The organism is Neobacillus fumarioli NBRC 102428, from assembly GCF_001591485.1.
Classification (GTDB): domain Bacteria; phylum Bacillota; class Bacilli; order Bacillales; family Cytobacillaceae; genus Neobacillus; species Neobacillus fumarioli.
Window position 1 is genome coordinate 20,827 of record NZ_BCUZ01000020.1, and the last position, 13,897, is coordinate 34,723.

The following is a 13,897-nucleotide window of genomic DNA, read 5'->3' on the forward strand; positions in this document are numbered from 1 at the left end:
TAAATAGACCTAACATTCGAGTGTTAGGTCTTTTTTTAAAAGGAGGTATCTTAGAATGAAGCTGCGTGAACCTATGCCGGAGTTAAAAGGCGCGACAGAATGGTTAAATGGTCAGGTAACAAGGGATGAATTGGTTGGTGAAAAGCCGACATTAATTCATTTCTGGTCCATTAGCTGCCACTTATGTAAAGAAGCAATGCCTCAGGTTAATCAATTTCGTGATCAATATAAGGATAAATTAAATGTCGTGGCTGTACATATGCCGCGGTCAGAAAATGATTTAGATATTGAAGAAATCAAAAAAGTAGCTAACGAGCATGGAATTACCCAGCCAATCTTTGTTGACAGTGAACATAAATTAACGGATGCTTTTGAAAATCAATATGTTCCTGCCTACTATGTATTTGATAAAGATGGAAAACTAAGACACTTCCAAGCAGGTGGAAGCGGTATGAAAATGCTTGAAAAGCGTGTTAATCGTGTTTTAGATGAAATGGAAAAAGCAGAATAACTGATTACCTTTAAACTGTCCGTAAAGAATAGGACAGTTTTTTCTATTGGAAAAAAGCATGGGAACACTTCTTTACAAAAAAAGAAATGATGAAAGCGAATGATGTTCTAATCGTAATTGGTAGCGATCAAGATAAGAAAAGGTTTATGGCATAAGAAAAAGAGAAGCAATTGTTGCTTCTCTTTTTACTTAGACTTCCATTATAATCGGTAAAATCATCGGTCTGCGTTTTGTTTTTTCATATAGGAACGGAGCTAATGTGTCGGTAATTTCATTTTTAATTTCAGACCACTGGCTTGTCTTCCGTTCCATTACTTTATTTAAATGTTTAGTAATTAGGTTTTGCGCATCGTTAATTAGATCTCCTGATTCCCGCATATAAACAAATCCTCTAGAGATAATATCAGGACCTGCGGCAATCTTGAATTCTTTCATATTAATACTTACAACAACGACAACCAGGCCTTCTTCAGACAAAATTCTTCTGTCGCGTAACACAATATTCCCGATATCACCTACACCGCTTCCGTCGATATAAACGGATCCGGAAGGTATTTTTCCGGCAATCTGTGCGGAATTTTCGGAAAGAGCAAGCACTTCTCCATTATCCATAATAAAGCAATTCTCTTCCTCAACTCCACAGTCCACCGCAAGTTGGGCATGCATTCTTTGCATACGATATTCACCATGAATTGGCATAAAGAACTTCGGCTTCATTAATCGAAGCATTAGTTTTTGCTCTTCTTGTCCACCATGACCTGATGTGTGAATATTGCTTAATTTTCCATGAATAACTTCTGCACCAGCTCTAAACAGCATATTGATCGTTCTGGAGACACTAATCGTATTTCCAGGAATCGGAGAAGATGAGAAAACTACCGTATCTCCGGGAATGATTTGAATTTGTCTGTGTGTTCCGTTCGCAATCCTTGATAATGCTGCCATTGGTTCCCCTTGACTGCCGGTACAAAGAATGGTCACTTTATCGGCAGGCAGGCGGTTGATTTGTCCAGCATCAACAAAAGTTTCCTTCGGCGCTTTTATATATCCTAAGTCAAGTCCGATATTGATAGCAGCCTCCATACTTCTGCCGAAGACAGCAATCTTTCTTCCATTGGCAACAGCTGCCTCTGTTACCTGCTGTAATCTGTGAATATTGGATGCAAATGTGGCGAATATAATTCTTCCCTCGACTTTTCGGAAAATATCCTGGATACTTTCGCCGACCCGTCGTTCGGACATCGTAAATTCAGGAATTTCGCTGTTGGTACTATCCGAGAGAAGGCATAGCACCCCTTCTTTTCCGATTTCTGCCATTTTTGTTAAGTTTGCCGGTTCCCCAACAGGGGTGAAATCAAATTTAAAATCACCGGTATGGACAATTTGCCCTGGAGGAGTTTTTACGACAATTCCATACGAATCAGGAATACTGTGAGTAGTACGGAAAAACGTAACAGAAGTTTTACGGAATTTTATACAATCATCTTCTTTAATTTCAATTAATTTTGCGTTTCTTAATAGTCCATGTTCTTCCAGTTTGTTTTTAATTAATCCCAAGGCAAGCTTCCCGCCATAAATCGGAATATTGACTTGACGCAGCAGATAAGGAATCCCGCCGATATGGTCTTCATGGCCGTGTGTAACAAATAAACCTTTTATTTTTTCTTCGTTTTTAACTAAATAAGTATAATCCGGAATAACATAATCAATTCCTAATAATTCATCTTCGGGAAACTTTATTCCGGCATCAATTAAAATAATTTCATCCTGGAATTGCACCCCGTACGTGTTTTTGCCAATTTCGCCCAAACCCCCTAAGGCAAAAACAGCAGTTTGATCATTTTTTACAAATTTCATAAATTATCAAATCTCCAATACTTTAAAGTCTTCATTTTGTTTTTCATATTCTAAATAAGCTCCTTTGACTTCTTGAACATATTCAATGTTGTAGCCGCGACCTCTAATTTTGGAAAGAACTTCTCTAACCGATTCCGCTTCAATAAATAAAGATTTTGTTTTCTCTCTAACGGGTACTTCGGTTTTGCTTTCTTGATAATATACTTTAAATATCATACCATTTTCGCTCCTTACTCAATCATGACTTTTTCTATTATATAAAAGATTTTCATCTTTTTCATTTATTTTCTATAACAGACCAAGGAATATATGGAGAAAAGTATCATAGGATATGTATCACTGTACAATAACGAAGGAGCCCTTCGCAAGTTTGAAGGGCTCAAGTCACTTTAAGCAATAGATTTTCTACGCAATAAATCTTTCCACTGTTTTAAAAGCTTTTTTCTCAGCTTCTTTAACATAGTGGATCATCTCCTTACTATTATTTTAAACGATCCTTGTCCAATGTAAAGCAACATCGGCAAATATTAACGTCTTTTTTTACTATATATAATATGATGAATATGCGGATTTTTTCATGGTTAAACATGGAATTAAAAGTTAACCCCTTTTAATAAAGAAGACACCGGCCGTAATATTGACCGGTGTCTACCTCTCGATGGCAATAGCTCCCTCAATGGGTTTTAAAGGATGTTTCTTATCAATATGATCGTAAAACATTATGCCGTTTAAATGATCAATTTCATGTTGGAAGCAAATAGCTGGAAGTCCTTTAAGACGCAGCTTTACTTCTTTCCCTTCAAGATTGACTCCTTTTACAGTAATTCTTGCATATCTTGGCACATATCCTTCGATGGCTCTATCGACCGATAAACAACCTTCGCCGGAAACCAAATAGGACTTCTCCACAGAATGGCTGATAATTTTCGGATTAAACAAAGCGCAGCTAATTAATTCCCCTTTGTCATCTTTCAAATGAACAGCAATCATCCGTTTGGAAACATTTATTTGCGGGGCTGCTAGCCCGATCCCTGCTCTTAAGCCATATTTTTCGGCCACTTCGGGATTTTGGCTATTGATCAAATATTCCAATAAGCTTGAAAGAATTTGTTTATCTTCTTCGGATGGCGGTAGGGTAACTTCAACAGCGACTTTTCTGAGAGTCGGGTGGCCATCGCGGATAATATCCTCCATCGTGATCATGAAATTTTCACTCCTGTGCTCAACTAATAATATTTGCCATCAATAGTCTATCAAACAATGGTGCAAATGTTAACATTACTGCTTTTTTTAATTTCAAAAGGATTTGATATTAAGAATTAGTTGACTTTTCTATATTATAACAACAAACAAATCCAGTGTATTTTATATAACAGATAAAACGTAATAATGAAACAGATGCTTTTCTTCATAACAAAAAATATATGTATTTAGTATTTGACGCTTGAAAATGAATGATGTAAACTCATAAATGGAGTAAATAATTGTATCAGTAAAATTTGGTGTTTTTATTGATACAGTATAAAGTAAAGCCGGAATCCTAAATTTTTGTTTTTTCTTGTTGTTTCTGAGGAAAACTAGTATTAGTGTGACTAAATTTCGGCAAAAACTTTACGTTAGCTGTTAGCGCCTGAAATGGAAGACAAAATATCTTGATGATCCACAATCAAATGGCTTTTATCTCTCCTTTTTTGGGCAATCTAACCAAGTGGATTTTATAAAGTATAAGCTTAAATAGAAAGGAAGATGAAGAGATGGCTTCTACTCTTAAAAAAGCAGCACAAGATCCAAAAAAAGCTCTTGAAAAAGTGGAGGAACAGTTTCAAACATTCCAAATTTTAAATGAAGAAGGCGAAATCGTAAATGAAGCCGCAATGCCGAATTTAACGGATGCCGAGCTTCAAGAATTAATGCGGCGAATGGTATTTACCCGCATTCTTGATCAAAGATCCATTTCATTAAACCGTCAAGGACGTCTTGGCTTCTACGCACCGACTGCTGGTCAGGAAGCATCACAATTGGCTTCACAATTTGCTCTTGAAAAAGAAGATTTCATCCTACCAGGATACCGCGATGTTCCGCAAATTGTTTGGCACGGATTGCCTTTATATCAAGCTTTCCTATTTTCTCGTGGACACTTCCAGGGAAATCAAATTCCTGAAGGCGTGAATGTATTATCACCACAAATCATTATTGGTGCACAGTATGTACAAACAGCAGGTGTTGCTTTAGGTTTGAAAAAGAATGGAACAAAAGCTGTAGCCATTACATATACAGGTGACGGCGGTACTTCGCAGGGCGATTTCTACGAAGGAATTAACTTTGCCGGTGCATATAAAGCTCCAGCGATTTTTATTGTTCAAAATAACCATTTCGCTATTTCTACACCGGTTTCTGTACAGACTGCAGCAAAGACTTTAGCACAAAAGGCAGTCGCAGCCGGTATACCGGGAATTCAGGTTGATGGTATGGATCCGCTTGCTGTATATGCTGCAACGCGCCAAGCACGTGAACGTGCGATTAACGGAGAAGGTCCGACATTAATTGAGACATTAACATATCGGTATGGGCCACATACGATGTCTGGTGATGACCCAACTCGTTATCGTACATCTGAATTGGATAGCGAATGGGAAAAGAAAGATCCACTTGTACGTTTCCGCAAGTTCCTTGAAAAGAAAGGGCTTTGGAATGAAGAAATGGAAAATGAAGTAATCGAAAAGGCAAAAGAAGAAATTAAAGAGGCAATCAAAAAAGCGGATGCGGCTCCTAAGCAAAAGGTTACCGATTTAATTTCGATTATGTTCGAAGAAATGCCAGTAAACTTAAAAGAACAATATGAAACATATCAAGCAAAGGAGTCGAAGTAAGTCATGGCTCAAATGACAATGATACAAGCTATCACTGATGCATTAAGAACAGAACTGGCCAAAGATCCAAAGACATTGATTTTTGGTGAAGACGTAGGTGTCAATGGCGGAGTTTTCCGTGCGACGGAAGGTTTGCAGAAAGAATTTGGCGAAGATCGTGTATTTGATACTCCGCTTGCTGAATCAGGTATTGGAGGATTAGCAATCGGTCTTGCATTACAAGGTTTTCGTCCGATTCCGGAAATTCAGTTTTTTGGTTTCGTGTTTGAAGTAATGGATTCGATCGCCGGGCAAATGTCGCGGATGCGTTACCGTTCAGGCGGACGTTACCATATGCCAATTACCATCCGTTCTCCATTTGGTGGTGGGGTTCATACTCCTGAACTTCACTCAGATAGCTTGGAAGGATTAATGGCACAAACTCCAGGTTTAAAGGTAGTTGTACCTTCAACACCATATGATGCAAAAGGTCTTTTGCTTTCAGCTATTCGTGATAATGATCCGGTTGTGTTCCTTGAGCATTTGAAATTGTACCGTGCTTTCCGTGAAGAGGTTCCGGAAGAAGAGTATACAATTCCGCTTGGTAAAGCTGACGTTAAAAGAGAAGGGAAAGATTTATCCATCTTTACTTACGGTGCAATGGTTCATGAATCATTGAAAGCAGCAGAAGAATTGGCTAAAGAAGGGTATTCTGTTGAAGTCGTTGATTTACGGACAATCAGCCCGCTTGATATCGAAACGATTATCGGATCTGTTGAAAAAACTGGCCGGGCGATCGTTGTTCAGGAGGCACAAAAACAAGCAGGTGTAGCTGCAAATGTTGTAGCCGAAATCAATGACCGGGCAATTTTAAGTTTAGAAGCACCTGTTTTACGAGTAACAGCTCCAGATACAATCTATCCTTTCTCACAAGCTGAAAATATTTGGCTTCCAAATTATAAAGATGTAATCGAAACAGCTAAAAAGGTATTAACTTTCTAAATGAAAGATTGGGAAATAGTGTGACTGTTTCCCTCTCGTTTTTTTAAAAATTAAAGGTGGTATGGGCTAAAGCCAAAGTTGAATACATGGATAAAGTTCCGCCCCTTTTCCATTCGAAAAATTGGATTATAGGAGGATGAATCTAAAGTGTCATTCCAATTTAAATTGCCTGACATTGGTGAAGGTCTCCATGAAGGCGAAATCGTCAAATGGTTCATCAAACCAGGTGATAAGGTTAAAGAAGACGATGTTCTTTGTGAAGTTCAAAACGATAAGTCAGTTGTTGAAATACCATCTCCTGTTGAAGGAACTGTACAGGAAATTTTAGTTGAAGAAGGAACAGTTGCAACGGTTGGGCAAGTTCTTGTCACATTTGACGCCCCTGGGTATGAAGATTTACAATTTAAAGGGGATCACCATTCTTCTGAAACAGGGAAAGAAGAAAAAGCAGCACCACAAAAAGCACAAGCACAGCAAGCAAGTGTATTTGAATTCAAATTGCCTGATATTGGGGAAGGTCTTCATGAAGGTGAAGTCGTCAAATGGTTCGTCAAGCCGGGTGATAACGTTAAAGAAGATGATGTTCTTTGTGAAATCCAAAACGATAAATCGGTCGTTGAAATTCCGTCTCCTGTCGAAGGTACGGTACTAGATGTACTAGTTGGGGAAGGAAAAGTAGCGACAGTTGGCCAAGTTCTCGTCACATTTGATGCTCCGGGTTATGGTAACCTGCAATTTAAAGGTGATCATGGTGCCGATACTCCTGCCCAAGAAGAGAAAGCCAAGCCAAAGGTTCAAGCGGCTGCACCATCGGCTTCGGTTGATCCGAACCGCCGCATCATTGCTATGCCTTCCGTTCGGAAATATGCCCGCGAAAAAGGGGTAGATATTCATTTAGTAGCTGGCACAGGTAAAAACGGTCGAATTTTGAAGAATGATATTGATGCATTCTTAAGCGGCGGCACAAAAGCAGAAGCAGCACCGCAAAAGGAACAAGCAGCAGCTCCTGCAGCACAAGAAGCAAAAGCAGAAGCAGTACATCAGGCACAGCCGATTCCACAAGGAGAATATCCTGAAACCCGTGAGAAAATGAGCGGCATCCGCAAAGCAATTGCTAAAGCAATGGTGAATTCGAAGCATACCGCACCACATGTTACATTAATGGATGAAGTAGATGTAACGAAACTTGTCGCACATCGTAAAAAATTCAAAGAAGTGGCTGCGCAAAAAGGCATTAAGCTTACGTTCCTACCGTATGTTGTTAAGGCTTTAACAAGTGCGTTAAGAGAATTCCCAGCACTTAACACCTCAATTGACGATGCGACTAACGAAATTATTCATAAGCACTATTATAATATCGGTATTGCTGCTGATACAGAAAAAGGTTTATTAGTTCCTGTAGTTAAAGATGCCGATCGTAAGTCGATTTTCTCAATTTCAAATGAAATTAATGAACTTGCTGTAAAAGCACGTGAAGGAAAATTGGCTGCAAACGAAATGAAAGGTGCTTGCTGTACGATCACCAATATCGGTTCTGCAGGCGGACAATGGTTTACTCCAGTTATTAACCATCCGGAAGTAGCCATCCTTGGTATTGGACGGATTGCAGAAAAACCAATTGTCAGAAATGGAGAGATTGTAGCTGCTCCTGTATTGGCATTATCATTAAGCTTTGACCATCGAATCATTGATGGTGCAACTGCACAAAACGCATTGAATCATATTAAGAGATTATTGAACGACCCAGAACTATTGTTAATGGAGGCTTAAAAGTTATGGTAGTTGGAGATTTCCCAATTGAAACAGATACGATCGTCATTGGTTCTGGTCCTGGAGGATATGTTGCCGCCATCCGTGCCGCTCAACTTGGACAAAAAGTTACAATTGTTGAGAAAGAATATATTGGCGGTGTGTGCTTAAATGTCGGTTGTATTCCTTCAAAAGCTTTAATTTCAGCGGGTCATCGTTATGAAACAGCCATGCATTCCGAAGATTTTGGAATTACAGCTGAAAATGTTAAAGTGGACTTTTCGAAGGTGCAAGAATTTAAAGCCGGAGTCGTAAAAAAATTAACCGGCGGTGTTGAAGCTTTATTAAAAGGCAATAAAGTGACAATTGTCCGCGGTGAAGCTTATTTCGTCGATAGTAATTCACTACGCGTTATAAATGGGGATTCTGCGCAAACTTATACGTTCAAAAATGCCATTATTGCGACTGGTTCCCGGCCGATTGAACTGCCTGCTTTTAAATATTCAAAGCGGGTGCTAAATTCCACCGGAGCTCTTAACTTAACTGAAATTCCGAAAAAGATAGTAGTCATCGGCGGCGGTGTGATCGGGATTGAACTTGGTGGAGCCTATGCGAATTTTGGCAGCCAAGTAACCATCCTCGAGGGAGCAGATGAAATTCTAAGCATGGGCTTTGATAAACAAATGGCCGCTCTTGTTAAGCGTACAATGAAGAAAAAAGGCGTAGAATTCTATACGAAAGCGATGGCTAAAGGTGTAGAAGAAACGGAGAACGGAGTCATTGTTACCTTTGAAACAAAAGGTGAAGAAAAGAAAATCGAAGCCGACTATGTATTTGTTATGGTTGGGCGCCGTCCAAATACAGATGAAATGGGTCTTGAACAAGCAGGCGTGAAGATGACTGACCGTGGACTTATTGAAATCGATAAACAATGCCGTACAAATGTTCCTACTATTTATGCGATTGGTGATGTAGTGGCCGGTCCACAATTGGCGCATAAAGCATCTTATGAAGGTAAGATTGCAGCTGAAGCCATCGCGGGGCATCCTTCTGAAATTGATTATTTAGGAATTCCGGCCGTTGTGTTCTCTGATCCGGAATTAGCTTCAGTGGGATATACAGAAGCACAGGCAAAAGAAGAAGGAATTGATGTCATTGTGGCTAAATTCCCATTTGCTGCCAATGGGCGAGCTTTATCATTAGACAGTGCTGACGGATTCTTAAGATTAATTACCCGCAAAGAAGATAATCTGGTAATTGGTGCACAAATTGCTGGTGCAAGCGCATCAGATATGATTGCTGAGCTAGGTCTTGCTATTGAAGCAGGAATGACTGCCGAAGATTTGGCAATGACTATTCATGCTCATCCAACTCTTGGTGAAATCACCATGGAAGCAGCAGAGGTTGCACTTGGAAGCCCAATTCATATTATAAAATAATAAGCAAAAATAAAGTCCTTTTCATAAAATGAAGAGGACTTTATTTTTTATCAAAGAATGATTATACAGTAAAATATTGCACTCGTTTCTGACATATATTTAACTAAATTTGGTTAATAATATACTATTCATAAATAATTGTCTTTTGAGTGGTGATCATTTTGAGAGCTTATATTGTCATGATATTGCAATTTATCATTTGGAGTGGGTATACACTAATTGAATGGCTTTCAAAAGACCAGCTTATTTATAAAGTCTTTATGTTTTTTATCTTTTTTTATTTGGCTTTTTTAATTGGCAATAAGCTGACAAATTCATCGCGAAAAACACTATTTATTACAGGTCTGAGCCTTGTGATCTACACTTCTCTACACTATACTATGGTAATTTTTATCCATTAAAAAAACTCGCCCGATGACGAGTTTTTTCTATTTTCTTGGATAATAATACATGACTCTACCGTTAAAAAGATGCAATTCTGCCTTGAGCTTTTTCGCAAGAAATTTGCTAAATTCATTTGCTTTGCCTTTATCTCCATATGTTGATGATTCCGGTAATGTAACTTGGATATAAGCGAGCTCCTTCTCACCCCCATCTTTGTTTATAATGGTTTCTGTATCAACACCAATTAAAATAAGGTTATAACGGTCATGTGTTGACTTTAAATAAAACCATTTACCTTTTCCTTCATCTGTTTCGTTTAATTCGTATGGGAAGGCCGTTTGACTATACTCCCAATTTAATTGTTCACCAGTTTTGCTAAGTATATCTTGGTAATAATAAAATAGTTCCTTTACTTCTTCCGTTGAGATCGTCTGCTTTTCAGATGAAGGTACAAGCTTAATATAAGCGTTTTCCGCCATCATCCTTCCCCCTCTAATATCCAATATATGCTCTTTTATTCTAGCACTGTTTAAAAACTGCTGACAACTCTTTCAGAAAATTTTGGTAAATGTATTGCGTTCTCAAAGGTGATGAATTATAATAAAATTCAAAATATAAAGACAAAAGGAGGGGTCCAATGGAATTATTTGACAAACTCTATGATGAGTATGAAAATGTGAAAGTAAGATTTATTGGATTCACCACAGAACATACCCGCTACGATTTCGGCATTATCTTTACCAATATGTTTTTTGGAAAACCTCTTGTTGTCTGTATGCAAACAGGCCGTTCTACTCTCCTTGACCCCAAAGAAATCGAAGACATTGGATATCTTCAGAATGTATTCCACATCCCAGATTACCAGCAAGCCGCACGTTTATCAGATTTTTTTCGTGAAGCACTTCCGGGTATACCGTTTATTACTCAATATGAATAAAGAGCAAAAAGGACCTAATTTTTAGGTCATTTTTGTTTGAATTTTTTATAATGTGATATACAAATTATGCTTGATAATTCAAATGTGATATATTAATATGTACTTAAGGGATGTTTAAAACGTTTTCACATAATTGAAATTTTCGCTAAGAAGGGGAGAAGGAAAATGGGCACTCTTGTTTGCCAAAATTGCAACTCTACTATTGATCATTTTGAAGACGAAAAGGTAACAGTTCTTTACGCCAAATGTGATGACTGTTGTGACCACAAACCAAAAAAAGATGCATAAAACTGTAAATAAAAAAGGATTCCGGTATTTCGGAATCCTTTTTTTAGCTAAAAGAAATAGATTTTAAATTCGAAAATTGTCAAGCTTCACAAGGAAAGCTTCGGCAGCATAAGTAACGTACGTCTAAATGGCATAGTTTAGGCAGAGGCGCCAGCGGCTTGAGCTTGTCGCCGCTAAGCGGTCGCCTTACACTTTTCTTATTGAATCGCTTTATATTCTTTGATAACATGAATCGTTTTTAATTCATCATCTTCGGGTCCCTGAACAGGCAGTCCGGCATCGAGATTTTTCTTAATGTAATGAAGGTTTTCCTTTGTAATGATTTCACCGGGGATAAAAATAGGAATACCCGGTGGATAGACCATTACAAATTCTGCAATAATTCTGCCTTCGGATTCTTCAAAAGGAATTATCTCTGTTTCAGCGTAAAATGCATCTCTAGGAGTTAACGCAAGAACTGGAATTTCCGGAAGAAGCACCTCTACTGGTTCAACTTTTTCCGCCCGGTATTCAAATTCACTGACAAGTTCTTTCAACGCATTAATTAACAAGTCAGCCTCTGTTTCGGTATCTCCGATAGTGACCAAACAAAGGATGTTATAAAGATCCGATAATTCCACTTCAATATTATGTTTCTCTCTAAGCCATTTTTCTACTTCATACCCCGTTAATCCTAAATCTTTTACAGAAATAATCAGCTTTGTCGGATCATAGTCAAAGGTTGCTTTGGAACCAATGATATCTTCGCCCGGACAATATAGATGATCAATTTCATTAATTCGCTTGCGGATAGACTGTGCCAGACGAATCGTTTTATCAATTAATTCATTTCCTTTTGTTGCTAATTGCTTACGGGCAGTATCAAGTGATGCCAGAAGCAAATAGGAGGTTGACGTGGTAGTCAGCATACTGAGAATGGATTGGACATGTTTTGCCGAAACAAAGCCTTCTTTGATATTTAGAACTGAACTTTGCGTCATGGAACCACCAAGTTTGTGAACGCTTGTTGCTGCCATATCTGCTCCTGCCTGCATGGCAGATAACGGCAGGCCGTCATGGAAATGAATATGAACACCATGCGCCTCGTCAACAAGTACAGGAACATGATAAGAATGGGCAATTTCCACAATTTTCTTTAAATCTGCAGAAAAGCCAAAATAGGTCGGGTTAATGACTAAAACCCCTTTTGCATCTGGATGCTGTTTTAAAGCTTTCTCTACTGAATCTGTTGTAATGCCGTGGGAAATTCCTAATTTTTTATCAATTTCCGGATGGATGAACACAGGAATGGCACCGGAAAAGACGATCGCTGACATAACTGATTTATGAACATTTCGCGGTACAATGATTTTTTCCCCAGGACCGCAGACAGCCATTACCATGGCCATGATCGCTCCGCTAGTGCCCTGTACAGAAAAGAAAGTATGATCGGCGCCAAAGGCTTCTGCTGCCAAATCTTGTGCTTGTTTAATCATCCCTTTTGGATGATGTAGGTCATCTAATGGCCCGATATTAATTAAATCGATGGATAGGGCATTGTCTCCAATAAATTGACGGAATTCCGTAGCAATTCCTGCTCCTTTTTTATGACCGGGAATATGAAATTGAATCGGATTTTTTTTTGCGTGATTTATTAAACCGCTAAATAATGGCGTTTGTGACTGATCTAAAGACAATTGTTTTCACACCTCTTATTTAAAAATACCTTTCATAAATATGATTTGTATAAAAATAAAACAAGTTGAATTATAGCACTAATTTTATACATTGCATAGGACTTAAATTGCAGGTAAATTTGTTTATTTACGTTAGTTTTTCAAAAAACAAGGAAAATAAGCTTTTTAAAACGAATTAACAAGTATCACCTATTTTTAGGAGGGAATGAAGTTGAATTGGCAAACACGTGTGACGGATTTATTAAAGATTAAATATCCCATTATCCAGGGAGGATTGGCATATCTAGCTTATTCCAAACTAGCAGCAGCGGTATCTAATGCCGGCGGGCTCGGCCAGATAACGGCAATGTCATTAAAAAGTCCTGATTTGCTCCGGGCAGAGATCCGAAAGGTGAAACAATTGACGAACAATCCTTTCGGGGTTAATTTTGCCATTGGTCAGCACAATCGGTCATTTGCTGATTTTCTGCAGGTCGCGATTGAAGAAAAGGTTCCTGTTATTTCGATGACAGGAGGGAATCCAGCTCCGATTTTTGAACAATTAAAAGGTGTATCGGTTAAAAAGCTTGTTCTCGTTGCGGCCCGTAGACAGGCGGTAAAAGCTGAAGAACTCGGAGCGGATGCTGTGATGGTGGTTGGACAGGAAGGAGGAGGACACCTTGGAAGGGATGATATCGGAACGTTTGTTTTAGTACCCCAAGTAGTAGATGCAGTTTCAATTCCGGTAATTGCTTCTGGTGGGATCGGTGATGGCAGAGGATTAATGGCGGCTCTTAGTTTAGGTGCTGAAGGGATTGAAATGGGTACAAGATTTATTGCTACAAAAGAATGTGTTCATGCAAACGATGCATATAAAAAAGCCCTGGTAGAAGGGAACGAGACAGATACAGTTGTGATCAAGCGCTCGCTCGGAGCGCCGGCAAGGGCAATTGCTAATAGCTGGACAGAAAAAATCTTGGAAATTGAAAAGAATAATGGCACTTACGAACAGTTAAAAGATTTCATAAGTGGTTTGGCAAATCAGCGTTACATATATGAAGGGGCTGTTAACGAAGGGTTTGCTTGGGCCGGCCAAGTGATGGGACTCATTAAAGATATTCCATCCGTTGATGAATTATTGAAAAGGATGATTACCGAAGCAGAACAAATTCGTGCAAAGTGGGCAAAATAGTGGTATGATTCGCTATAGTCAAGATGGGTAGTGT

The 13,897-nt window shown here is 38.7% G+C and carries 13 protein-coding genes; 8 read left to right on the plus strand and 5 right to left on the minus strand.

What is annotated here, in order from left to right; translation table 11 throughout:
- The first annotated feature begins 55 nt into the window (after nt 1-55).
- Complete coding sequence (locus BFU02S_RS05605) at nt 56-511, plus strand: TlpA family protein disulfide reductase (protein ID WP_066367724.1); 456 nt, start codon at nt 56-58, stop codon at nt 509-511.
- A gap of 189 nt (nt 512-700) precedes the next feature.
- Here BFU02S_RS05605 and rnjA read toward each other — a convergent pair whose 3' ends face one another.
- The 3 genes from rnjA to def form a co-directional block, all read right to left on the minus strand.
- Nucleotides 701-2,368: a ribonuclease J1 gene (gene rnjA / locus BFU02S_RS05610; protein ID WP_066367727.1), complete on the minus strand. Its 1,668-nt coding sequence runs from the start codon at nt 2,366-2,368 to the stop codon at nt 701-703.
- A gap of 6 nt (nt 2,369-2,374) precedes the next feature.
- Nucleotides 2,375-2,584 (minus strand): DNA-dependent RNA polymerase subunit epsilon, encoded by a 210-nt coding sequence (locus tag BFU02S_RS05615; RefSeq protein WP_066367738.1) that lies wholly within the window; start codon nt 2,582-2,584, stop codon nt 2,375-2,377.
- Nucleotides 2,585-3,016: 432 nt separating this feature from the next.
- Entirely contained in the window at nt 3,017-3,571 is a 555-nt protein-coding gene (gene def / locus BFU02S_RS05620; RefSeq protein ID WP_066367739.1) for a peptide deformylase, read from the minus strand.
- Between the two features lie 551 nt (nt 3,572-4,122).
- Between def and pdhA the strand changes: the two genes are divergently transcribed.
- The 4 genes from pdhA (at nt 4,123) to lpdA (ending at nt 9,407) form a co-directional block, all read left to right on the plus strand.
- Nucleotides 4,123-5,238: a pyruvate dehydrogenase (acetyl-transferring) E1 component subunit alpha gene (gene pdhA, locus BFU02S_RS05625; protein WP_066367740.1), complete on the plus strand. Its 1,116-nt coding sequence runs from the start codon at nt 4,123-4,125 to the stop codon at nt 5,236-5,238.
- A gap of 3 nt (nt 5,239-5,241) precedes the next feature.
- The gene (locus tag BFU02S_RS05630) at nt 5,242-6,219 is read left to right on the plus strand and encodes an alpha-ketoacid dehydrogenase subunit beta (protein WP_066367741.1); all 978 of its coding nucleotides are present in this window, start codon (nt 5,242-5,244) and stop codon (nt 6,217-6,219) included.
- Nucleotides 6,220-6,366: 147 nt separating this feature from the next.
- Complete coding sequence (locus BFU02S_RS05635) at nt 6,367-7,989, plus strand: dihydrolipoyllysine-residue acetyltransferase (protein WP_066367746.1); 1,623 nt, start codon at nt 6,367-6,369, stop codon at nt 7,987-7,989.
- 5 nt (nt 7,990-7,994) lie between these two features.
- Nucleotides 7,995-9,407: a dihydrolipoyl dehydrogenase gene (lpdA, locus tag BFU02S_RS05640; protein ID WP_066367749.1), complete on the plus strand. Its 1,413-nt coding sequence runs from the start codon at nt 7,995-7,997 to the stop codon at nt 9,405-9,407.
- Between the two features lie 428 nt (nt 9,408-9,835).
- Here the strand turns inward: lpdA and BFU02S_RS05650 are convergent, their stop codons facing one another.
- On the minus strand, nt 9,836-10,270 hold the full coding sequence (locus tag BFU02S_RS05650; RefSeq protein ID WP_174520330.1) for a DUF1885 family protein: 435 nt from the start codon (nt 10,268-10,270) through the stop codon (nt 9,836-9,838).
- A gap of 158 nt (nt 10,271-10,428) precedes the next feature.
- Here BFU02S_RS05650 and BFU02S_RS05655 point away from each other — a divergent pair, with 158 nt between their 5' ends.
- Nucleotides 10,429-10,728 carry a DUF3055 domain-containing protein gene (locus tag BFU02S_RS05655; RefSeq protein WP_066367756.1) on the plus strand — a complete coding sequence of 100 codons (300 nt, stop codon included), beginning with the start codon at nt 10,429-10,431 and terminating at the stop codon, nt 10,726-10,728.
- Nucleotides 10,729-10,893: 165 nt separating this feature from the next.
- A complete protein-coding gene (locus BFU02S_RS05660) occupies nt 10,894-11,016 on the plus strand; it encodes a GapA-binding peptide SR1P (RefSeq protein WP_066367758.1) in 123 nt (40 codons plus the stop codon).
- 197 nt (nt 11,017-11,213) lie between these two features.
- Here BFU02S_RS05660 and BFU02S_RS05665 read toward each other — a convergent pair whose 3' ends face one another.
- Nucleotides 11,214-12,692, minus strand: a complete 1,479-nt coding sequence (locus BFU02S_RS05665; RefSeq protein WP_066367760.1) for an aminotransferase class I/II-fold pyridoxal phosphate-dependent enzyme — start codon at nt 12,690-12,692, stop codon at nt 11,214-11,216.
- Between the two features lie 211 nt (nt 12,693-12,903).
- Here BFU02S_RS05665 and BFU02S_RS05670 point away from each other — a divergent pair, with 211 nt between their 5' ends.
- Entirely contained in the window at nt 12,904-13,863 is a 960-nt protein-coding gene (locus BFU02S_RS05670; protein ID WP_066367762.1) for an NAD(P)H-dependent flavin oxidoreductase, read from the plus strand.
- Nucleotides 13,864-13,897 lie beyond the last annotated feature (34 nt).

Bases quoted from the DNA above. Each gene is read 5' to 3' on its own strand.
- BFU02S_RS05605 (WP_066367724.1), top strand. From the start codon at position 56: ATGAAGCTGCGTGAACCTATGCCGGAGTTAAAAGGCGCGACAGAATGG.
- rnjA (WP_066367727.1), bottom strand. From the start codon at position 2,368: ATGAAATTTGTAAAAAATGATCAAACTGCTGTTTTTGCCTTAGGGGGT.
- BFU02S_RS05615 (WP_066367738.1), bottom strand. From the start codon at position 2,584: ATGATATTTAAAGTATATTATCAAGAAAGCAAAACCGAAGTACCCGTT.
- def (WP_066367739.1), bottom strand. From the start codon at position 3,571: ATGATCACGATGGAGGATATTATCCGCGATGGCCACCCGACTCTCAGA.
- pdhA (WP_066367740.1), top strand. From the start codon at position 4,123: ATGGCTTCTACTCTTAAAAAAGCAGCACAAGATCCAAAAAAAGCTCTT.
- BFU02S_RS05630 (WP_066367741.1), top strand. From the start codon at position 5,242: ATGGCTCAAATGACAATGATACAAGCTATCACTGATGCATTAAGAACA.
- lpdA (WP_066367749.1), top strand. From the start codon at position 7,995: ATGGTAGTTGGAGATTTCCCAATTGAAACAGATACGATCGTCATTGGT.
- BFU02S_RS05650 (WP_174520330.1), bottom strand. From the start codon at position 10,270: ATGGCGGAAAACGCTTATATTAAGCTTGTACCTTCATCTGAAAAGCAG.
- BFU02S_RS05655 (WP_066367756.1), top strand. From the start codon at position 10,429: ATGGAATTATTTGACAAACTCTATGATGAGTATGAAAATGTGAAAGTA.
- BFU02S_RS05660 (WP_066367758.1), top strand. From the start codon at position 10,894: ATGGGCACTCTTGTTTGCCAAAATTGCAACTCTACTATTGATCATTTT.